The 21,421-nt window shown below is 68.2% G+C and carries 19 protein-coding genes and 1 tRNA gene; 7 read left to right on the top strand and 13 right to left on the bottom strand.

Going from position 1 to position 21,421, the window contains the following annotated elements:
* Positions 1 to 9: 9 nt before the first annotated feature.
* Entirely contained in the window at positions 10 to 792 is a 783-nt protein-coding gene (locus AC07O8_RS12695) for an SDR family oxidoreductase (RefSeq protein WP_297525207.1), read from the bottom strand.
* Between the two features lie 129 nt (positions 793 to 921).
* Entirely contained in the window at positions 922 to 1,323 is a 402-nt protein-coding gene (locus AC07O8_RS12690) for an OsmC family protein (RefSeq protein ID WP_495048364.1), read from the bottom strand.
* Positions 1,324 to 1,556: 233 nt separating this feature from the next.
* On the opposite strand from AC07O8_RS12690, the gene AC07O8_RS12685 reads away from it, so the two are divergent.
* Complete coding sequence (locus AC07O8_RS12685; RefSeq protein ID WP_495048638.1) at positions 1,557 to 3,242, top strand: electron transfer flavoprotein-ubiquinone oxidoreductase; 1,686 nt, start codon at positions 1,557 to 1,559, stop codon at positions 3,240 to 3,242.
* A gap of 120 nt (positions 3,243 to 3,362) precedes the next feature.
* Here AC07O8_RS12685 and AC07O8_RS12680 read toward each other — a convergent pair whose 3' ends face one another.
* From AC07O8_RS12680 to cysS, 7 genes are all read right to left on the bottom strand, one after another.
* Positions 3,363 to 4,004 (bottom strand): FMN-binding negative transcriptional regulator, encoded by a 642-nt coding sequence (locus AC07O8_RS12680; RefSeq protein WP_495048363.1) that lies wholly within the window; start codon positions 4,002 to 4,004, stop codon positions 3,363 to 3,365.
* 134 nt (positions 4,005 to 4,138) lie between these two features.
* Positions 4,139 to 4,231: transfer RNA gene (locus AC07O8_RS12675), tRNA-Ser, on the bottom strand.
* A gap of 71 nt (positions 4,232 to 4,302) precedes the next feature.
* Entirely contained in the window at positions 4,303 to 5,574 is a 1,272-nt protein-coding gene (locus AC07O8_RS12670) for an aspartate kinase (RefSeq protein WP_495048362.1), read from the bottom strand.
* Positions 5,575 to 5,612: 38 nt separating this feature from the next.
* Positions 5,613 to 7,040: a tRNA lysidine(34) synthetase TilS gene (tilS, locus tag AC07O8_RS12665; RefSeq protein WP_495048361.1), complete on the bottom strand. Its 1,428-nt coding sequence runs from the start codon at positions 7,038 to 7,040 to the stop codon at positions 5,613 to 5,615.
* 43 nt (positions 7,041 to 7,083) lie between these two features.
* Positions 7,084 to 8,055 carry an acetyl-CoA carboxylase carboxyltransferase subunit alpha gene (locus AC07O8_RS12660; RefSeq protein WP_495048360.1) on the bottom strand — a complete coding sequence of 324 codons (972 nt, stop codon included), beginning with the start codon at positions 8,053 to 8,055 and terminating at the stop codon, positions 7,084 to 7,086.
* A gap of 2 nt (positions 8,056 to 8,057) precedes the next feature.
* Positions 8,058 to 8,711 carry a DNA-3-methyladenine glycosylase family protein gene (locus tag AC07O8_RS12655; RefSeq protein WP_495048359.1) on the bottom strand — a complete coding sequence of 218 codons (654 nt, stop codon included), beginning with the start codon at positions 8,709 to 8,711 and terminating at the stop codon, positions 8,058 to 8,060.
* Positions 8,711 to 10,108: a cysteine--tRNA ligase gene (gene cysS / locus AC07O8_RS12650; RefSeq protein ID WP_495048358.1), complete on the bottom strand. Its 1,398-nt coding sequence runs from the start codon at positions 10,106 to 10,108 to the stop codon at positions 8,711 to 8,713. Before cysS ends, AC07O8_RS12655 begins: the two co-directional genes overlap by 1 nt.
* A 204-nt stretch (positions 10,109 to 10,312) precedes the next feature.
* On the opposite strand from cysS, the gene AC07O8_RS12645 reads away from it, so the two are divergent.
* The 5 genes from AC07O8_RS12645 (at position 10,313) to AC07O8_RS12625 (ending at position 13,602) form a co-directional block, all read left to right on the top strand.
* The gene (locus tag AC07O8_RS12645) at positions 10,313 to 10,798 is read left to right on the top strand and encodes a tetratricopeptide repeat protein (protein ID WP_495048357.1); all 486 of its coding nucleotides are present in this window, start codon (positions 10,313 to 10,315) and stop codon (positions 10,796 to 10,798) included.
* A gap of 61 nt (positions 10,799 to 10,859) precedes the next feature.
* Positions 10,860 to 11,435, top strand: a complete 576-nt coding sequence (locus tag AC07O8_RS12640; RefSeq protein WP_495048356.1) for a peptidylprolyl isomerase — start codon at positions 10,860 to 10,862, stop codon at positions 11,433 to 11,435.
* Positions 11,436 to 11,447: 12 nt separating this feature from the next.
* Complete coding sequence (locus tag AC07O8_RS12635; protein WP_495048355.1) at positions 11,448 to 11,951, top strand: peptidylprolyl isomerase; 504 nt, start codon at positions 11,448 to 11,450, stop codon at positions 11,949 to 11,951.
* Between the two features lie 44 nt (positions 11,952 to 11,995).
* Positions 11,996 to 12,814 carry a UDP-2,3-diacylglucosamine diphosphatase gene (locus AC07O8_RS12630; protein WP_495048354.1) on the top strand — a complete coding sequence of 273 codons (819 nt, stop codon included), beginning with the start codon at positions 11,996 to 11,998 and terminating at the stop codon, positions 12,812 to 12,814.
* On the top strand, positions 12,811 to 13,602 hold the full coding sequence (locus AC07O8_RS12625) for a M90 family metallopeptidase (protein ID WP_495048353.1): 792 nt from the start codon (positions 12,811 to 12,813) through the stop codon (positions 13,600 to 13,602). The genes AC07O8_RS12630 and AC07O8_RS12625 overlap by 4 nt, the downstream gene beginning before the upstream one ends.
* A 28-nt stretch (positions 13,603 to 13,630) precedes the next feature.
* Here the strand turns inward: AC07O8_RS12625 and AC07O8_RS12620 are convergent, their stop codons facing one another.
* From AC07O8_RS12620 to clpS, 4 genes are all read right to left on the bottom strand, one after another.
* A complete protein-coding gene (locus AC07O8_RS12620) occupies positions 13,631 to 15,199 on the bottom strand; it encodes a CapA family protein (protein WP_495048352.1) in 1,569 nt (522 codons plus the stop codon).
* On the bottom strand, positions 15,196 to 18,075 hold the full coding sequence (locus AC07O8_RS12615; RefSeq protein ID WP_495048351.1) for a DUF3160 domain-containing protein: 2,880 nt from the start codon (positions 18,073 to 18,075) through the stop codon (positions 15,196 to 15,198). Before AC07O8_RS12615 ends, AC07O8_RS12620 begins: the two co-directional genes overlap by 4 nt.
* Before the next feature lie 124 nt (positions 18,076 to 18,199).
* Positions 18,200 to 20,524 carry an ATP-dependent Clp protease ATP-binding subunit ClpA gene (gene clpA, locus AC07O8_RS12610; protein ID WP_495048350.1) on the bottom strand — a complete coding sequence of 775 codons (2,325 nt, stop codon included), beginning with the start codon at positions 20,522 to 20,524 and terminating at the stop codon, positions 18,200 to 18,202.
* Complete coding sequence (clpS, locus tag AC07O8_RS12605; protein ID WP_088405224.1) at positions 20,521 to 20,889, bottom strand: ATP-dependent Clp protease adapter ClpS; 369 nt, start codon at positions 20,887 to 20,889, stop codon at positions 20,521 to 20,523. The genes clpA and clpS overlap by 4 nt, the downstream gene beginning before the upstream one ends.
* Before the next feature lie 165 nt (positions 20,890 to 21,054).
* Here clpS and AC07O8_RS12600 point away from each other — a divergent pair, with 165 nt between their 5' ends.
* The gene (locus AC07O8_RS12600) at positions 21,055 to 21,384 is read left to right on the top strand and encodes a cold-shock protein (RefSeq protein WP_495048349.1); all 330 of its coding nucleotides are present in this window, start codon (positions 21,055 to 21,057) and stop codon (positions 21,382 to 21,384) included.
* The last annotated feature ends 37 nt before the right edge of the window (positions 21,385 to 21,421 follow it).

Genomic DNA, 21,421 nt, shown 5'->3' with positions numbered 1-21,421 from the left:
CTTCTTTCCTCAAACTCCGAATCCGTCGTCCGCCTGGATGACCGCGCCGTTGATGAAGCGGCTTTCCTTCGCGCACAGCATCAGCAGCGTCGTGTCCAGGTCCTGCGGCGTGCCCACGCGCTTGCGCGGCAGCAGCTCCACCAGCTTGCGACCCTGGTCGGTCTGCCAGTGGTGGTGGTTGATCTCCGTGTCGATGTAGCCGGGGCAGATGGCGTTGACGTTGATGTCGAACTTGCCCCACTCCAGCGCCATCGCCTTGGTCATGTGGATGACCGCCGCCTTGCTCATCGCATAGACGCCGATCTGCGACAGCACCCGCAGCCCCGCCATCGACGCGATGTTGACGATGCGCCCGCCCGTGTACGTGCCCGGCGCCGCGCCGCGCGCCCGCGCCAGCATGCGCTTGCCCACTTCCTGCGCGACGAAGAACGCGCCGCGCACGTTGGTGTCCATCACGAAGTCGAAATCCTCCGGCGACACGTCGACCAGGCGCTGCGTCGTGCTCACGCCGGAGTTGTTGATCAGGATGTCCAGCGTGCCGACTTCCGTCTCCGCCCGCGCGACCGCGGCGGCGATGCTCTCCAGGTCGGTGACGTCCATCTGCACCACGTGCGCGTCGCCGCCGCCGGCCTCGATTTCCGCGCGCAGGTCCTTCAGGCGGTCCACGCGTCTGGCCGCCAGCACCACGCAGGCGCCGGACTTCGCCAGGGTCCTGGCGAACTGCGCGCCCAATCCGCTGGACGCGCCCGTGACGAGGGCCACACGGCCCTCCAGATCGATGCTGTAGCTCATGGCAAGGTCTCTCGCAAAACTTCTCGTGTGACCGGACAAGTGCCGATGACGATAGCACGCAAGACCCGCCCCGATGATGATGGCCGACCTCCGTGGGCCTACGTTGGCCTCCGTCGACCTCAGACGGCCTCAGCCTGCCATCACCGTCTCGATCTCCGTCTTCACCTGCGTCATCAGCTTGTGCACCGGGCACTTGTCGGCCACGGCGAGCAGTTGCTGGCGTTCCTCGTCGCTCAGGTTGCCGACGAAGGTCAGCGAGGCCTTCAGCTTGTAGACGCCCTGCCGCTCCTGCGAGCGGTCGCTCTCCACGTCCACCAGCACGTCCTCCAGCGCCATGCCCTTGCGCCGCGCGTACCAGAGCACCGTCAGCGCCTTGCACGACGCCAGCGCGGCGTCGTAGAGCTCATGCGCGTCGGGGCCGGCGTCCTCGCCGCCGCCTTCGACGGACTGGTCCGCCGTCAGCACATGATTGCGGATGCTCACCGTCTGGCGCATCGGGCCGGTCTTGTCGCGTTGAACGTGAATGCTCATGGGATCCTCGAAGTGGGTCTGGTGTCGCGCCGCATCGTACGGCGAGGCCCCGTTCCGCGCCGCCTCCCGTTCGGGGCAAGGCCCGCCCCTTGCCCATAAAAAGCACGATCGTTCTTTTTTCCCCATCACCCGGCTAGAATGCGCCGCAAACCGCCCCAGCCAGACAGCGAGCCGGCCCCCGCCGATCCGCGCGTGCACGGCCAGGACTCCGACTAGAACGAGCAAGGATGACCATGACCTCCGAAGAACTCATCGCCCAGTACGGTCCGCGTGACAGCATGGACTACGACGTCGTGGTCGTCGGCGGCGGTCCCGCCGGCCTGGCCACCGCGATCCGCCTGAAGCAGATCGCCGCGGAGAAGGGCCAGGAGATATCGGTGGTGGTGCTCGAGAAGGGCTCGGAGGCCGGCGCCCACATCCTGTCGGGCGCGGTCATGGATCCGCGCGCGATCACCGAGCTGTTCCCCAACTGGAAGGAACTCGGCGCCCCGCTGAGCCAGCCGGTCACCGGCGACGAGGTGCTGTTCCTGTCCGAGTCCGGCGCGAAGGCCACGCCGCAGTTCCTGATCCCCGGCTGCTTCCACAACCACGGCAACTACGTCATCTCGCTGGGCAACGTCACGAAGTGGCTGGCGCAGCAGGCCGAGGCGTTGGGCGTGGAGATCTTCGCCGGCTTCGCCGCCGCGGAGGTCGTCTACGACGAGCAGGGCCGCGTGAAGGGCGTCGCCACGGGGAACGTGGGCGTGGGCAAGGACGGCGAGCCGCACGAGGGCTTCCAGCTCGGCATGGAGCTGCACGGCAAGTACACGATCTTCGCGGAAGGCTCGCGCGGCCACCTCGGCAAGCAGCTGATCGCGAAGTTCCAGCTCGACGCCGGCAAGGATCCGCAGACCTACGGCATCGGCATCAAGGAGCTGTGGGAAGTGCCGGCCGACAAGGCGCAGCCCGGCCTGGTGGTGCACACCGCCGGCTGGCCGATGGACAGCGAGACCTACGGCGGCGGCTTCCTGTACCACCTGGAGGGCAACAAGGTGACGCTGGGCTTCGTGGTCGGGCTCGACTACCAGAACCCGTGGCTGTCGCCGTTCGAGGAGATGCAGCGCTGGAAGACCCACCCCGCGATCCGCAAGCACATCGAGGGCGGCAAGCGCCTGGGCTACGGCGCCCGCGCGATCACCGCCGGCGGCCTGCTGAGCCTGCCCAAGCAGGTCTTCCCGGGCGGCGCGCTGGTCGGCGACGACGCCGGCTACCTGAACGCCGCGCGCATCAAGGGCAGCCATGCCGCCATCAAGTCCGGGATGATGTGCGCCGACGCCATCGCCGAGGCGCTGGCCGCGGGCCGCTCGTTCGACGAGCTGAGCGCCTACCCGGCCGCGTTCGAGAAGAGCTGGCTGCGTGAAGAGCTGGACCAGTCGCGCAACTTCAAGACCTGGTTCAAGAAGGGCAACACCGTCGGCACGCTGATGACGGGCATCGAGCAATGGCTGCTGCCCAAGCTCGGCATCAAGAGCCCGCCGTGGACGCTGCATCGCGACAAGCCCGATCACGTCTTCCTGCGCCCCGCGTCGGAGATGCCGAAGATCAGTTATCCGAAGCCCGATGGGAAGCTGACCTTCGACCGCCTGTCGTCGGTGTTCGTGTCCAACACGAACCATGAGGAAAACCAGCCGGCCCACCTGACGCTGAAGGACAACAGCGTGCCGGTGCAGGTCAACCTGGCGAAGTACGCCGGCCCCGAAGCCCGCTACTGCCCGGCCGGCGTCTACGAGTTCGTGAAGACCGACGACAACGTCGAGCGCCTGCAGATCAACGCGCAGAACTGCGTGCACTGCAAGACCTGCGACATCAAGGACCCGACCCAGAACATCGTCTGGGTCACGCCGGAAGGCGGCGGCGGACCGAACTATGTGAGCATGTGATCAGCGGCGGCTCAAAGCCGCATCGCTCGACGAAGAAGGCCCGCTTGCAGCGGGCCTTCTCTTTGGTCGTTGTCATCGGACTGCGAGCAGCAAGACCTGACCCCGTGAACGATCTCTCGCTCACCGCGGTGCGAGCTCGCGCACCCATCTCGCGAGGATCTGCTCCTCCAGCGAGCCGTGGTGCTCCTGATGCGCCAGGATGCGCTCGCGTTCGGCGGCGCTGCGGTTCTGGCTGATCTTGGCCTTCATCGTCCAGCGAGCAACCGGCACGCGGAAACCGACGATCGCGCCCAGCATCTTGCGTTGGAAGTCTTCCGGCAACCCGCGCCATTGCGCGGCGTAGTCGGGCTCCTGCGTCGCGATGAGGCGCTTGAGCAGCGCATCCTTGGCGTGCTCCTCGTCGATGATCTGCACGCGGCCATGGACCTGCAGGGTCAGGTAGTTCCACGTCGGCACGGACAGCGGCGTGTCGTAATGGCTCGGCGAGATGTAGGCGCCGGGACCGTTGAACTGCACGAGCACTTCGCCCAACTCCTCCGACTTCAGCGCGGCCACATGCGGGTTCGCGCGCGCCAGGTGGCCTTCGAGCCACCAGCCCTCGCCATCGGCGGAATCGGTCGGCGCGCCCCAGATCATCGGCACCGGCGTGGCGGACAGGCCATGCGTCGGATCGATCAGCATCAGCGTGGCCAGCGGATGCTCCTGGATCATCAGCCGGGCATGCGACAGGTCCGGCAGATCGAAATGCTTGGGCGTGTACATGCGATGACTTTAGGACACATCGCCAAGGCGCCGCTGAAAGTTTTCCTGACCCACTGCAGTAGTCTGGAATGCATTCATTGACCCCGGAATGCAAAAACCCCCGCAACTTGCGTCGCGGGGGTTTCACATCTGGTTGGCGGAGACGGAGGGATTCGAACCCTCGATGCAGGTTTTGCCCACATACTCCCTTAGCAGGGGAGCACCTTCGGCCACTCGGTCACGTCTCCAACCGGAGAAGCAGCGACTATAGCATGGCTTTTCGCGGCTCCAAGTGAAACGGGCGCATGGCGCGTCTCGATCAGGCCTCGATGTCCTGGTCCAGGTCGAAGGCGCGATGCAAGGCGCGCACCGCCAGCTCCATGTACTTCTCGTCGATGACGACGGAGGTCTTGATCTCGCTGGTCGTGATCATCTGGATGTTGATGCCCTCTTCCGACAGCGAGCGGAACATCTTCGACGCCACGCCCACGTGCGAGCGCATGCCGATGCCCACGATGGACACCTTGCAGATGCGCTGGTCTCCAGTCACCTTGGCGGCCTGCACCGCCGGTCCCACGACCTTCTCCAGCAGCTCCATCGCGCGCTGGTAGTCGTTGCGGTGCACCGTGAACGAGAAGTCCGTCTTCCCGTCCTGCGACACGTTCTGGATGATCACGTCGACGTCGATGTTGGCGTCGGCCACCGGTCCCAGGATCTGGAACGCGATGCCGGGCTTGTCCGGCACGCCCAGCAGCGTCACCTTGGCCTCGTCGCGGTTGAAGGCAATGCCGGAGACGACGGCTTGTTCCATTTGTTCGTCCTCTTCAAAAGTGATCAGGGTGCCGGACTTGGCTTCTTCGTCGATGTCGATGTCCCAGGGCGTGAAGCTGCTCAGCACGCGCATCGGCACACGGTACTTGCCCGCGAATTCCACCGAGCGGATCTGCAGCACCTTGGAGCCGAGCGAGGCCATCTCGAGCATCTCCTCGAAGCTGATGGTGCTCATGCGCCGCGCCTCGGGCACGACGCGCGGATCGGTCGTGTAGACGCCGTCCACGTCGGTGTAGATCAGGCATTCGTCGGCCTTGATCGCCGCGGCGATCGCCACCGCCGAGGTGTCCGAGCCGCCGCGTCCTAGCGTGGTGATGTTGCGGTCCTCGTCCACGCCCTGGAAGCCGGTGATGACAACCACCCGGCCGGCGTCGAGGTCGGCCTTGACCTTGGCGTCGTCGATGCTCTCGATGCGGGCCTTGGTGTAGGCGTTGTCGGTCGACACGCCGACCTGCCAGCCGGTGTAGCTGACGGCGTCCATGCCCTCGGCCTGCAGCGCGATCGCCAGCAGCCCGACGGACACCTGCTCGCCGGTCGAGGCGATCATGTCGAGTTCGCGCATCAGCGACGGCGACGAGCTCCCGGGCGACAGCTCCTTCGCCAAGCCGAGCAGGCGGTTGGTCTCGCCGCTCATCGCCGAGGGGACCACCACCATCTGGTGACCCGCCCGTGCCCATTTGGCGACACGCTTAGCCACGTTGCGGATGCGGTCGGTCGACCCCATCGAGGTGCCGCCGTACTTGTGAACGATCAATGCCATGGGAATGTCAGAGGAGGGCTGCGGGTGGATCGGCGATTCTAAGACCCGCCCTTGCCCGCAACGTCGCTGCCCATGCGGGATCCGCATGCATCCGACACCCATCGCAGCGCCATTTGTGCTTCACCGGCCGGCGCCATCCAGCGCGCGTCGATGCCCAGACCGGGCGCGAACAGCAGTCGTCCATCGACGTAGATCAGCGGCCCTTCCCTCTGGATACCGGGGATTCCGGCCGTCTGCCAGCATTTGCGGAGCGCGCGCGCCAGGCCCCTGGCATGCGCCTGGAACTGCTCGCCGCCTTCGCGCGGGCGCAACTCGACATTGCTGAGCGCAGAAAGCGCGACGCCCCCCGTGGTCACGGGTTCGACATCGACAGCGCCTCCCCAGGCCGCGATCGGGTGGCGCCCCGGCCGCGAAAGATCGACGAGCAGCCGCGAGTCCGCGGCGGCGGCGGCGACGACACCAAGCCCTCGAAGCGAAGCCGGCAGCGCGTCCGCCGGAGCGGGCGGCCGCACGGGCGACGGCGCCTGCACGAAGAGGCGGCCGCGATAGAGATGCAGCTCGGTATCGCCGAGCGGCCAACGCGCCACGGTCGCCGCGGGCGCCTCCGCCATCAGGCGGCGGATCAGCGTCGCGGGCGCGGTACGTCCCGCCGCGCGCTGCAGCCAGGCCCGCAACGCGTTCGACGCGCGCGCCGGGCTGAGCGTGTGCAGCATGGCCTGCGACAGGCCGTCGGCATCGGACCAGCGGGCGAGGTCTTCCTCGGCGATCTCGCGCTGGAGTTCGGCCGCCTCCTGCGCCCAGGCGGCGGCCTGCGCCAGCGCCGCCTCCGCCCCGGGCGCCTCCACGGTCAGCGCGGGCCAGGCCTCCAGACGAAGCCGGTTGCGGGCGAAGCGCGCGTCGCCGTTGCTGTCGTCCTCGATGAAGCGCAAGCCGTGTTCGGCGACGTAGGCCTCGATGGATTCACGCCGACGATCCAGCCAGGGTCGCGCCCAGCACACGCCGTCGCGCCATTGCGTGCGCGGCATCGCGGACAGCCCCGCCACGCCGGCGCCGCGCATCGCTTGAAGCAGGAAGGTTTCCGCCTGGTCGCGGCGATGGTGCGCCAGCAGCAGCAGGTCAGCGCCGGCATCGAGGGTCAGGCGTTGCAGCGCCCGGTGGCGACCGGCACGGGCCCAGGCTTCGACACTGTCGCCGGGGCCCGGCGCGCCACCGAGACGCTCATGGACGAGGCTGACGGGCAGACCTTCCGCCGCCCAATCGTCGACCTGCGTCTGCAGATGCGCCAGCCACGCGTCGGCGTGAACGCTCAGTCCATGATGAATGTGCAACGCCACCACCTGCAGTCCGAGCGGGCGGGCTGCAACAGCGGTGGCGTGGAGGAGCGCCGTCGAATCGCGGCCGCCACTGGTGGCGACTGCAATCACGCGGCGGGTCGGATCGGGTCGAGCCGGCATGCCGGCATCCATGTCGGCGTCCGTTTCCACGTGGGCGCCTGCATCGGCGCCGGGATCACCGGCTCTTGGTGTCGCTGAATCGACCATAGGCCTGCAGGCGCTCATAGCGGCGGTCCAGCAGGTCCTTGGTCTTCAGGTCGGACACCTGACGGAGCGCATCGCCGAGCGCGCGCTTCAGGCTCGACGCCATCTGCTTGGGATCGCGATGCGCGCCGCCGACCGGCTCGCTGACGATCTTGTCGATCAGGCCCAGGGCCTTCAGGCGGTGGGCGGTGATGCCCAGGGCCTCGGCGGCCTCGGGGGCGCGCGCGGCGGTCTTCCACAGGATCGACGCGCAACCTTCCGGCGAGATCACCGAGTAGGCCGAGAACTGCAGCATCAGCACCTGGTCGGCCACGCCGATCGCCAGCGCCCCGCCGGAGCCGCCCTCGCCGATCACCGTCGCGATGATGGGGACTTCCAGCTGCGCCATCTCGAAGATGTTGCGGCCGATCGCCTCGGACTGGCTGCGCTCTTCCGCGCCGATGCCCGGGTACGCGCCCATCGTGTCGATGAAGGTGAAGACCGGCAGGCCGAACTTCTCGGCCAGCTTCAGCAGTCGCAGCGCCTTGCGATAACCCTCGGGGCGCGGCATGCCGAAGTTGCGCAGCGTGCGCTCCTTCGCGTCGGAACCGCGCTGGTGGCCGATGACCATGCAGGCCTGGCCGTTGAAGCGCGCGAGACCGCCGACGATCGCGGCGTCATCCGCGAAGTGGCGGTCGCCATGCAGCTCCTGGAATTCGGTGAACACCTCGCCGCAGTAGTCCAGCGTCTGCGGACGTTGCGGGTGGCGCGCGACCTGGTAGACCTGCCACGGCAGGACGTTCGCGTAGATGTCCTTCGTGAGCTGCAGGCTCTTCTTGCCGAGGCGGTCGATCTCTTCCGAGATGTCCACCGCGGACTCGCTCTGCACGTAGCGCAGCTCGTCGATCTTGCTTTCGAGCTCGGCGATCGGCTGCTCGAATTCGAGGAAGTGTTTCTTGCTCATTCTCAGTAATCCACGGGTAGCGGATCGAGGCTCCGCCAAATGTACCATGTGGCCACCGAGCGATACGGGGCCCAGCCCTCGCCCAGCTCTCGGGCCTCCGCGCGCGACACCGGCTCGTCGCTGAAGTAATGCTGGCTGATGCCTTTCAGCAGCCCCAGATCATCCAGCGGCAGCACGTTGGGCCGCATCAGGTGGAAGATCAGGAACATCTCCGCCGTCCAGCGGCCGATGCCCCGGATGGCCACCAGTTCGTCGATGATGGCTTCGTCTTCCATCTGCGCCCATTGGCGCACATGGACCTGACCGGTTTCGAAATGCTGCGCCAGGTCGCTGAGGTACTCGACCTTGCGCAAGGACAGGCCCACGGCCCGCAGCGCGGTCTTCTCCAGGCCCAGCACCTCGGTCGGCTTGATGCGGTTGGACGGCCCCGAGGTCAGCTCGGCGAACTTGTCCCACACGCCCTGCGCCGCCTTCACCGAGATCTGCTGTCCGACGATCGAACGCGCGAGCGTCGTGAAGGCGTCACCGCGGCTCTGCAGCCGCGCTTCGCCGAATTGCGGGATCAGCTTCTTCATCACCCGGTCGCGCTTGACCAGGTGTCTGCAGGCCTCGTCCCAGTAGTCCGGGGTCACCCCGGCGGTCGCCACACGCGCCATCAGGCCTGCTCTCCAACCTTCGAGGCACGGACCCAGGTCGTGCCGGTCGGGGAATCCTTCAGCTCGATGCCTTGTCCGGCGAGCGACTTGCGGATGCGGTCGGCCTCGGCGAAGTCGCGACCCGCCTTCGCGGCGGCGCGCGCGGCGATCTGCGCCTCGATCGCGGCCTCGTCCAGGCCCGCGCCGGCTTGCAGGAAGGTCTTGGGCGCCTGCTGCAGCACGCCCAGCACGCCGCCCAGCGCCTTCAGCAGACCGGCGTCCTGTGCGGACCGGTCGCGGTTGACCTGGTTGGCGAGTTCGAACAGCACGGCCAGGGCACCCGGGGTGTTGAAGTCGTCGTCCATCGCGGCCTTGAACGCCGCGGCGGGACCTTGCGTCCAATCGATCGCCACGTCCGCCGGCGCGACCGCGTCCAGCGCCGTGTACAGGCGACGCAGCGCGGTGCGCGCATCGTCCAGGCTGACATCGCTGAAGTTGAAGGGGCTGCGGTACTGCGTGCGCAGCATGAAGAAGCGGATCGACTCGCCGTCGAACTTCTCCAGCACTTCCTGGATGGTGAAGAAGTTGCCCAGGCTCTTGGACATCTTCTCGCCGTCGATGTTCAGGAAACCGTTGTGCAGCCAGTAATTGACGAAGTGCCCGAAGGCGCCCTCGCTCTGCGCGATCTCGTTCTCGTGGTGCGGGAACTGCAGGTCCATGCCGCCGCCGTGGATGTCGAAGCGCTCGCCCAGCAGCGCGCAGCTCATGGCCGAGCACTCGATGTGCCAGCCCGGGCGGCCTTCGCCCCAGGGGCTGGCCCACTTGGCCTCGACCGGTTCGTCGGCCTTGGCCGACTTCCACAGCACGAAGTCCAGCGGATCGCGCTTGCCGTCGTCGACCGCGACGCGCTCGCCGGCGCGCAGCTGGTCCGGCGACTTGCCGCTGAGCTTGCCGTAGCCGTCGAACTTGCGCACCGCGTAGTTCACGTCGCCGCCGCCGTCGGCCTGGTAGGCCAGGCCCTTGGTCTCGAGCCGGCCGATGATGTCCAGCATCTGGGGGACGTACTCGGTCGCGCGCGGTTCATGCGTCGGCTTGGCGATGCCCAGCGCATCGAAGTCGCGGTGCATCGCGGCGATGGTGTCGCTGGTGAGCTGGCCGATCGTGATGCCGCGCTCGAGCGCGCGGCGGATGATCTTGTCGTCGATGTCGGTGATGTTGCGCACGTAGGTGACGTCGAAGCCGCTGGCCTTCAGCCACCGGTAGACGACGTCGAACGCGATGTTCATGCGCGCATGCCCCATGTGGCACAGGTCGTAGACCGTGATGCCGCAGACGTACATGCGGACCTTGCCCGGCTCGATCGGTTGGAAGTCCTGGAGCTGGCGGTCCAGCGTGTTGTAGATGCGCAAGGAAGACATACGGGGCTCGCGCCGCACCGGCGACGGGTCGCGAGGTTCGGCGCTTTCAACGGTGCGGTGCGGGTGGGCCGGAGAGCCGGCCGGGAGGCGAGCGTGAGACGAAAGCTCGCTCTAGAATGCCCGGCAGTATAGCGGCCCGACCCCATGCCAAGACTTGCGCCAAGACTTCCCGCCCTGATCCGCTCCTGCCTCGTCGCCCTGGCGATGAGCGGCGCCACGCTGACGCATGCCGCCGCCCTCGAGGACGCGCAGGCCCAGTGGGCCGCCGGCAAACGCGACCAGGCGATCCTGACCGCCGAGACCGGCCTGAAGACCACCCCGGACGATCCGCGCCTGCGCTTCGCGCTGGGCACGATGCTGCTCGAGCAGCAGCAGCTCGAACGCGCCCGCGCGCTGTTCACCGGCCTGACCGAGGACTTCCCCGACCTGGCCGATCCGTACAACAACCTGGCCGTCATCCATGCCGCGCGCGGCGAGTACGAGGCGGCGCGCCAGTCCCTCACCCGCGCCCTGGACTTGCAGCCCGACCACGCGCAGGCCCAGGAGAACATGGGCGACGTGCTGATGCGCCTGGCCCAGCAGTCCTACGAACGCGCGCTGAAGCAGGCGCTCGGCGACGACACCGCGCTGAAGGTCAAGTTGCAACGCGTCACAGCGTTCAACAACGCCAAGGGCGGCCAGGCGCGATGATCGCGGGCGGCGCACGCGCCCCCAACGCTTCCCTCAACGCTCCAACCACCCCACCAGGACCATGCGGACATCCAAATTCCTGCTCGCCGTCGGCGCCGCCGTGCTGGGCCTCGCGGCCTCGCTCGTCCAGGCGCAGACGGTCCGGCTGAACACCACCGCCGGCGACATCGTGATCAAGCTGGACGCGGAGAAGGCGCCCAAGACGGTCGCCAACTTCCTGACCTACGTGAAGGCCGGCCACTACAACGGCGTGATCTTCCATCGCGTCATCGGCGACTTCATGATCCAGACCGGCGGCTACACGGCCGACCTGAAGCAGCGCCCGACGCGGCCGCCGATCCCGCTGGAAGCCGGCAACGGCCTGATGAACATCCGCGGCTCGATCGCGATGGCGCGCACCAACGATCCGAACTCGGCGACCTCGCAGTTCTTCATCAACACCGTGGACAACGCCGCGCTGGACCCGGGTTACGCGTCCGACGGCCGCGGCTATGCCGTGTTCGGCTACGTCAGCGAGGGCATGGACGTGGTCGACAAGATCCGCGCGGTGCCGACCGCGCCGTCGCCGAAGAACCCGGCGTTCCAGAACCTGCCCAACACCCCGGTCCTGATCAACAAGGCCACTGTCGAGAAATAAGGAGTTGAAGACATGACCAAGAAAGTCGAACTGCACACCAACCACGGTCTGATCACCGTGGAGCTGGATGACGCCAAGGCCCCCAAGAGCGTCGAGAACTTCCTGGCGTACGTCGCCAAGGGCCACTACGACGGCACGATCTTCCACCGCGTGATCAAGGGCTTCATGGCCCAGGGCGGCGGCTTCGAGGAAGGCATGAAGCAGAAGCCGGCCGACGCGCCGATCCAGAACGAGGCCAACAACGGCCTGAAGAACGACAAGTACACGCTGGCGATGGCGCGCACGAACGCGCCGCACTCGGCCAGCGCGCAGTTCTTCATCAACACGGTCGACAACGACTTCCTGAACTTCAAGAGCGAAAGCCCGTCGGGTTGGGGCTATGCGGTGTTCGGCAAGGTCGTCGCCGGCCAGGACGTCGTGGACAAGATCGAGAAGGTCAAGACCAGCCGTTCGGGCTTCCATGACGACGTGCCGGTCGACCCGGTGATCATCGAGCGCGCCGTCGCGGTCGAGTGAGTCCCGGGTCCGCCGCCTTCTCCCCGCTTCCCCTGCCCCGCGCCGTGCTGCCCCTGGCACCGCTGCGGGCGGCGGGCGGCTGGCGGCGGATCGACCTGCTGTCCGACCTGCACCTGTCGCCGGACATGCCGGCGACGCTGGCCCGGTTCCGCGCCCATCTGGCGGTGACGCCCGCCGACGCGGTCTTCCTGCTCGGCGACATCTTCGAGGCCTGGATCGGCGACGACGCGCGCTGGCAGGCCGGCAGCTTCGAGCAACTCGCGCTCGATCTGCTGCGCGAGGTCTCCTCGCGAAAAACCCTCTTCTTCATGCACGGCAACCGCGACTTCGCGCTGGGCGAGGCGATGGCGGCGGACGCCGGCATGCGGCTGCTGCGCGATCCGACCCGGCTGGACGCCTTCGGGCGCTCGTGGCTGCTGAGCCATGGCGACCAGCTCTGCCTGGGCGACGTCGGTTACCTGAAGGCGCGTGCCATCGTGCGCCGGCCGGAGGTGCTGGCGGCGCTGCGCGCGATGCCGCTCTTCGCGCGACGGGCGCTGGCGCGTCATCTGCGCGCGAAGAGCCGCATGCACCAGTCCGACCCGTCCACCTGGGCCGACGTCGATGACGAGGCGGCGCGCTCGTGGCTGCGCGCGTCGGGCTGCGACACGCTGATCCACGGACACACGCACCGGCCGGCGCTGCACGATCTCGGCAACGGGCTCACGCGCGCGGTGCTGTCCGACTGGGACTATGACCACGGCGGCACGCACGGCCAAAGCAGCCACAGCGGCGGTCGCGGCGACGTCCTCGTGCTCGATGCCGGCGGCCTGCGTCGCATCGCCCCGATGAGTTCGGCGACCGAGGTCGCCATCGCCCCATGATCGGCGGCCTGCTCCAACGCTGGCGCGCGCACCGCGAGCGCAAGCTGCTCGACCAGTACGCGATTCCCGATGCGCTGTGGGAGCTCACGCTCACGCAGTACCCCTTCATCGCCCGTCGCAGCGAGGTCGATCGCGCGGAGCTGCGGCGGCTGTGCTCGCTCTTCCTGGCGGCGAAGGAGTTCCACGGCGCCAACGGCTTCGAGGTCACCGACGAGGTCGCGGTGGCGGTCGCCGCGCAGGCCTGCCTGCCGGTGCTGCGTCTGGGGCTCGCGTGGTATGACGGCTTCGTCGGCATCGTGATGCACGAGGGCGAGGTCGTCGCCGCGCGCGAGACCATGGACGAGGACGGCATCGTCCACGCGTACGACGAGACGCTGGCCGGCGAGGCGATGGAAGGCGGGCCGCTGATGCTCGCCTGGAGCGAGATCGCGCCCGAGGCCGTCGATCGCGTCGAGGGACACGATCCGGTCTACAACGTGGTGATCCACGAGTTCGCGCACGTGCTGGACATGCGCGACGGCGAGCCCGACGGCGCGCCGACCATCGAGGATCCGACGCTGCGCCAGCAGTGGGGGGCGACGATGGAAGCCGAGTGGCACTGGTTCTGCGATCAGGTCGATGCGGGCGTCGCCACGCTCATCGATCCCTACGGCGCGGAAGCCCCCGAAGAGTTCTTCGCCGTCGCCGTCGAAGCCTTCTTCGTCGCACCGCGGGAACTGCTCGCCGAGCAGCCTCGCCTTTACCGGCTGCTCGCCGGGTTCTTCAGGCAAGACCCGGCACGGGACTGAGGCCGGCGCGAGGCCGGCCCCTTGTCCTTCAGCGCAGGGCGGCTCTATAACGCGTCGCGCAGGCCCGCTGGTCGACCTCCGACATCGCGCGCGAAAAGCCGAAGCCGTTCCAGCGATAGGCCAGCGTCAGCGTCCCTGGCGCCGTCGGCGCCCCTGCGTCGACGACCGCGGGGCCCGCCAGGAAGGAACTGGCCTCGTGCAGCGCGCACAGCACGTCGCCCTTCCCGGACGACGGCATCACGACCGCATCGATCAGCGGATACGCGAGCGCGGAACCCCGCCACAGCGCCCGCAGCCGTCCGGATCCGCCGGCACGCGGCGGCGGGTCCAGCGCATACACATAGGGGCGAGGCGCCACACGTTTGTCGAGGTTGGAATACCGGTCTTCCAACAGCAGCAGACCGGTGCCGGCGCCTGGTCCTGTGCTCGTGCTCGTGCTCGCGCTCTTGCTCGCATCAGCGTCCGCATCCTCGACAGCTTCCGGTTTCCATGTCTTCAACGAGATCGCCTGGGCGCGGCGCACACGCCCGACGACCGCCTCGAAGGCTTCGCCGTCGTGCGGCGAAAAGCGGAGCTTCTGACGCACCGATCCCTTCACGAGCTCGCGCGCACCGGCGGAGACCGCGATGCCGTCGATCGTCAGGCGCGGGTACGACGGCGCGGCGCACACCGGCAAGCGCTCGCCCGTGCGCTGAGGAAAGAAGCCGCCACCGACCATCGCCGTGCGCAGCCCGGTGCAGTTCAGGTCCCCGTCGGCGGTCCAGCCGCATTGCGCGAGCAGACCGGATTTGGCGTCGGCGTACTTCTGATCGAAGACGTGGTTGCCGAGCGAGAAGAACACCGGGCGCCCCTCGACGCATTCCGGCGGCTGCACGACGTGCGGGTGATGGCCGACGATGACGTCCGCGCCGAGCGCCTGCAACGCCGCCGCGTCGTCGTACTGCGCGCGCGAGGGCCAGCCGGCCAGCTCGGTCCCCCAGTGCACGTAGACCACCACCGCATCAGCCAGTTGGCGGGCGGTGGCCAGTTGCTGTTCGAGCGCGACATCGAGGGGCTGCGCCTCGCGGTCCGCCGCCGCCAGGCGACTCAGCGTCACGATCGCCAGCGTCCGCCCGCCGATCTCCAGGAATGCGGGACCGTCGTCGAAGTTCAACGGCGTCATGCCGGCCTGCGCGATGGCCTCACGCGTGCGCCGACGGCCGTCGGCGCCGGTGTCGCCAGCATGATTGTTCTCGTGGCCGAGCAGATCGAAACCGGCGGCTCGCGCCGTCGTCAGCCACGCGGCCTCGGTGGCAAAGCACAGCACCTGTCCCTTCGGGCAATCGTCCGGATCGCCGATGGCGCCTTCGAAGTTGCCGACGAGGAGGCCGAGCTCCCCCTTGGCGGCGAGCGGCGTCCACGGAGTCGGGCCGCCGGCCGCGCGACGCAGGGCGTTGCCGACGAGACGCGCCAGCATCACGTCGCCCGCGAAGGTGATGTGAGCGGGTCCCGGTCCTTCGCCCGCCCACGCCGATCCCAGCGTGCTCGCCGCGAGGACGATGCCCCCCACGACTCGCCGCATCCCGCCGGTGCGAGACCGCGCCGGACGTCGGCTCATCGCCCGCTCTTGGGCACCGACGCGGTCGTGCCCCCCGGCGCCGTGTAGGCCCGCAGCCAGTCCGGCACCGGCAGCCTGGGTTCGAGCAGACGCCATTGCTGATCGTTGATCGGCCCGGGCTGCACCGTCTCGCGGTAGGTGTAGACGGCGCCCTTCGACAACTGGCGCAGCCCGTGGAACGGCATCGCCTGCTGCCAGCCGCCGACGGCGCCCACGCCCACCAGCAGCGTCTGCCCGGTCTCGGTGTTGTCGGCGACATCCGCCACCTTGGGCAGCGGATCCGGATCGGACAGGCCATAGGGCTCCTTCTCCGACGTCCGCCGCGTCTGGGCGCTCTTGAAGACCAGGTAGGGATGCTCCATCGAGCGCCCCACCGCCTGGATCTCGATGGCGTCCTCGTCGCTCAGCGGCGCGCCGTCGCGCGCCGAGCGCGCCATGCGGGCGAAGTCGCGCACCATGTCCCGCGACTCGACGAGCGTCCGACGCACGCCGTCCCGCAGCGCCTGCGCGGGGCGCGAGCGCCAGTCGACGGCGACGGTCTCCAGCACGCCCTGCGCGCGCTCGAACAGGCCCGCGATCGCGAGGAAGGTCTCGGGATCGGGCTCGACCGACCCCCGCGGCGGACGCCGCACGAGGAACTCGAAGCTCGGACCGCCCTCGCCGCCTTCGGCCCCCGACTTGTCGTTGACCAGCAGCGTCGCGTGCCGCAGCGTCGCCCACGAGGCGAGGCCGGTCTGCAGACGCTTGGCGTCCCACAAGGCCGGGCTGCGCGTGCCCGGGATCGGCGCGCGCGGGGCCCACTGCACCGCCAGGCCCTGCAGCCACGCGTTGTAGAGCCCCTCGTTGAGCGCCGGCGAGGCCCGTTCCGCCTGGAACAGCGCGGAGAGCTCGTCGATCTGCGCCTGGTAGTTGCTCACCTTCGAGAACTCGGCCACCAGCACCGAGCGCGCGAGCGCGTTGCCGAACACGGTCGCGACATCGAGGCCGCTCGGCAGCATCCGCTGCACCCGCTCGCGGCCCTCGCGATCGGTGTGCAGCACGACGCGGTCCAGGATCTCGTTGTCCAGGCCCCAGCTCAGCGGGAACAGCCGCTTCTTGGTCAGCGGATTTTTTGCATACGGCGGCACCGTGGCCCCGACCGGCAGGACGGTCTCGCCGCGCGTCCCCGCGATGAAGGGCAGATAGGTTCCCACCCAACGCCGCAGCGGCGCGCGCACGGCCTCGGGCAGCCGGGCCCACTCGGCCGCCTCGTCGGCATCCGCGCCCACTCCCACTCCCACGCCCGCTCCGGTCCTGGGCCCGTTCTTCGGGAAGGTCAGCATCCGCATCGCGGTGAAGTAACGCGCCGCCAGCTTCGAGCGCAGGTAGTTGCCGCGCGGCTGGTACTCCGGATCGGTCAAGGCCGCGCGCACCGCCTCGCTGTTGTCGTCGAGGTCCATCAGTGCGGCGGCGACCAGGATCTTGTCGGCGAGCGGCCCCGGCGGCGTCGTCCCATCGCTGACGCGCGCTCGCAGGGCGCGCACCGCCTCGGTGAAGGCCGGGATCGCGGTCTCGTCCTCGGAGACGGTGAAGAGGTTCTCGTAGGCTGCCGCGAACAGCTCCCAGAACAGGTCGGTCGTCACCAGGTAGGGATAGGCGGGGTCGTCGGCTTGGGACCGCACCTCGTAGTTCTCGACGTCGTAGAACAGGTGCATCTGCTCATGGGGCTCGCGCGTGAGCAGGCCGTCGTGGCGCACCACCAGGCGCAGTTCGGCGTCGGTGTTCAGCATGCCGGCGTTGACCACGTCGGCCAGCGCGATCGACACCGGTCGCGCGCGCAGGGTCAGGACTTGCGCCGCGTCTGTCACCCCGACGAGCACCGCCCCGTCGGCCGTGAGCCGCGGCGCACTGGCGAAGCGAAGGTCACCGGCGAGCCGCGCGGTCGCTTCGCCGATCGTCAGGGTCACACCCGGGTCGCTCGGCCGCCAATGGATCCAGCCGAGCCCGTTGGGCAGGAACTCGCCTTCGCCAGTGCCGCAGGCGAGCGCCTTCGGAAACGCCTGCCGCAGTCGCGATGGCGCCGCCGTCGAGTCCTGACCACTGACGGTCCGCCAGTCGTCGGCCACGTGGGCAAGCTCGATCCAGCAACCCTTGGCGTCCTGCAGCACCATCCGCGTGCCTTGCGGATGGAACGACACCGGTCGCGCGGCGACGTCTGCGACGAGCGGCGGGGCACGGTCATCCCCGTCGCGCACGTCCATGGCACTCGATCGCGCGGCCACCGGCAGCGGCTTCGTGCCATGGAACAGGTAGTACCGGTGGCCAGTGGTCGCCACCGAACCGGTGCCGAACCCGATGCCGGCCTGGAACACCGAGAAATACAGGCGATGCGCGGGCCCGCCCGGGCTGACGGTGAACGGCAGCGGCGAGACCCGCAGGTCGTTGAAGGGCAACGCGGAACGCGCGACGGCCGACACACCCCATCGCCAGGTCCGCATGTCCAGCTCCTTGAGCTGCCACTGGTCCTTCACCTTCACCGAGGCGTAGAGCAGCGGCTTCGTCGGATGGAAGGCGACCGCCGAGATGGCGCCGTCAGGCCCCGGGTCGGGCAGCGTCAAGGGCGAGAGCCGGTCCGGCTGGCGCAGGTCCCACAGCACGAGACGGCTCCGCCCGCCGGCCGACAGCGCCACCGCGGCCACGGGCTCCAGGCGCGATACCGCCAGCGAAAGCACACGCTCGCCGGGCGCCAGGGCCAACGCGGCCTCGCGGATGGGCGTGCGCTGCACCACGGGCTCGGGGTTCTCGCGATACCAGTCGAGGTCGCCGCCGCGCTGCGCCGCCGCCGGACCGGCCGCCGCCGCCGCCGCGATCAGCGCACCGATCAAATGCTGTTTCATGTCTCTCCCTCCATCGTCCGCGGCGTCCGGACGAAACAAAGGCCGCTGAGGCGGTTGCCGCAGCGGCCTTCGGAGGCCGGGCGCGCCTTGCGGGCACGCCGGGGATCTTATGTCAGCGCCGGACTCAGTCCGCCGTCGCCGGCTCGGACTTGGGCTTGTTGTCCTTCTTGTTGGGCGTGATGTCCAGCTGGACCTCGCCCTTCTCGTCGACATCCACGCTGAGGCGGCCGCCGTCGATCAGGCGGCCGAACAGCAGTTCGTCGGCCAGCGCGCGACGGATGGTGTCCTGGATGAGCCGCTGCATCGGACGCGCGCCCATCTGCGGGTCGAAGCCCTTGGCGGCGAGGTGCTTGCGCAGCGCGTCGCTGAAGGTGACCTCGACCTTCTTCTCGGCCAGCTGGCTTTCGAGCTGCAGCAGGAACTTGTCCACCACCCGCAGGATGATGTCCTCGTTCAGCGCGCCGAAGTTGACGATCGCGTCCAGACGGTTGCGGAACTCCGGCGTGAACAGGCGCTTGATGTCGGCCATCTCGTCGCCCTGCTCGCGCTTGGTCGTGAAACCGATCGTCGACTTGGTCATCGCCTCGGCCCCCGCGTTCGTGGTCATGATGATGATCACGTTGCGGAAGTCAGCCTTGCGTCCGTTGTTGTCGGTCAGCGTGCCGTGGTCCATGACCTGCAGCAGCACGTTGAAGACGTCCGGATGCGCCTTCTCGATCTCGTCGAGCAGCAGCACCGCGTGCGGCTTCTTCGTGATCGCCTCGGTCAGCAGACCGCCCTGGTCGAAGCCCACGTAGCCCGGAGGCGCGCCGATGAGGCGGCTGACGGCGTGACGCTCCATGTACTCGGACATGTCGAAGCGGATCAGCTCGATGCCCAGGATGTAGGCCAGCTGCTTGGCGACTTCCGTCTTGCCCACGCCCGTCGGGCCGCTGAACAGGAAGGAGCCGATCGGCTTGTCCGGCTTGCCCAGGCCCGAGCGCGCCATCTTGATGGCCGCGGCCAGCGCGTCGATGGACGGATCCTGGCCGAAGACGACACTCTTCAGGTCGCGGTCCAGGCTCTTGAGCTTGCCGCGATCGTCCGACGACACCGAGGCCGGCGGGATGCGCGCGATCTTGGCGACGATGTCCTCGACCTCCGCGCGGGTGATGGTCTTCTTCTGCTTGCTCTTCGGAAGCACGCGCTGGGCGGCGCCGGCCTCGTCGATGACGTCGATCGCCTTGTCGGGCAGATGACGGTCATTGATGTACTTGGCCGAGAGCTCCGCCGCCGCCTGCAGCGCGGTCAGCGCGTACTTGACGCTGTGATGCTCCTCGAAGCGGGACTTCAGGCCCTTGAGGATCTCGACGGTCTGGTCGACAGTCGGCTCGACCACGTCGACCTTCTGGAAGCGCCGCGACAAGGCCGCGTCCTTCTCGAAGATGCCGCGGTACTCGCTGAAGGTGGTCGCGCCGATGCACTTCAGCTGGCCCGACGACAAGGCCGGCTTCAGCAGGTTGCTCGCGTCCAGCGTGCCGCCCGACGCCGCGCCGGCGCCGATCAGGGTGTGGATCTCGTCGATGAACAGGATCGCGCCGGGCTGGTCCTTGAGCTGCTTGATCACCGCCTTGAGACGCTGCTCGAAGTCGCCGCGGTACTTGGTGCCCGCCAGCAGCGCGCCCATGTCCAGCGAATAGACCACCGCCTCGGCCAGCACGTCGGGCACCTGGCCCTCGGTGATGCGCCAGGCCAGGCCTTCCGCGATGGCGGTCTTGCCCACGCCGGCCTCGCCGACCAGCAGCGGGTTGTTCTTGCGGCGGCGGCACAGGATCTGCACCACGCGTTCGACCTCGAGCTCGCGGCCGATCAGCGGATCGATCTTGCCGTCGCGGGCGAGCTGGTTGAGGTTCTGGGTGAACTGCTCGAGCGGGCTGCCCTTGCCGCCGCCCTGGCCCTGACCGCCCTCGCCCTCCTCGCGCTCGGACTCGGCACCGTTGCCTTCCGGGCCCTTCGGGGGCTCGGGCGGCTCGCTCTTCTTGATGCCGTGGGCGATGAAGTTGACGACGTCCAGCCGCGTCACGCCCTGCTGGTGCAGGTAGTAGACGGCGTGCGAGTCCTTCTCGCCGAAGATCGCGACCAGCACGTTGGCACCGGTCACTTCCTTCTTGCCGTTGCCGGTCGACTGGACGTGCATGATCGCGCGCTGGATCACGCGCTGGAACCCGAGCGTGGGCTGGGTGTCCACCTCGTCGGTGCCCCCCACGGTCGGCGTGTTCTCCTTGATGAACTGCGCAAGCGACTTGCGCAGGTCTTCTATGTTCGCTGCGCATGCGCGCAGCACCTCCGCCGCGGACGGGTTGTCCAGCAGCGCCATCAGCAGGTGTTCCACGGTGATGAACTCGTGGCGCTGCTGGCGCGCTTCGACAAACGCCATGTGCAGGCTGACTTCAAGCTCTTGCGCAATCATGCGGCCTCCATAATGCACTGCAGGGGGTGACCGGCGCGCCGTGCGGCCGCCAGCACCATTTCGACCTTGGTGGCCGCGACGTCCTTGGTGAAAACACCGCAGACGCCTCGACCGTCGTGATGGATCTTCAACATGATCTGGGTGGCCGTATCCAGGTCATGGCGGAAGTATTCCTGCAAGACCATCACCACAAACTCCATCGGTGTGAAGTCATCGTTGAGCATCAGCACCTGGTACAGGCGCGGCGGCTCCGTCTTCTGAGCGACACGCTCCAGCGTGGTGGAATTCCCACCGTCCTCCGGACCCGGCGGCTGAGGGCCGGGCGGGGGTCCCGCGGGTGGGGGCTGTTGGGCAAACAATGGCATGAACCGATTCTATAAACAGCGGGAGCACCCTACATGGGGACAGGCTTCCACCTGTCAATGCCCCGAGTTTGTCACCTTCGCGCCTCCTGACCCCGGGGAGTTCCTCAATTGACACTGACTTGACACGGATTTGAGAATCCGCCCCGGTGCGAGAAAGACACCGGGATGGAGAAGAACATGGCAACAGGCACGGTCAAGTGGTTCAACGATGCCAAAGGGTTTGGCTTCATTGAACCGGAACAAGGCGGGGGCGACGTTTTCGCGCACTTCTCAGCCATTCAGATGGACGGCTTCCGGACGCTGAAACAAGGCGGCAAGGTGAGTTACGAGCTGGTCCAGGGGCCCAAGGGGCAACTGGCGCAGAACATCCGTCCCTTGGACGGTGGTGACGGAGGCGAAGGCGGTGACGCCGCGGACGCCCCGCCGCTGGGCGCGCCCCTGGGCATGCCGCTGTTGGCGGAAGCCCACGCCGGGCAGCAGGCGGCTGCGGCTTGAACCACTTCCGCTGATCTGACTCGCACGCAGGAAAGCC

It is taken from the genome of Roseateles sp. GW821-FHT09G09, assembly GCF_059415965.1.
This window is presented reverse-complemented; position numbering and strand designations above follow the sequence as displayed.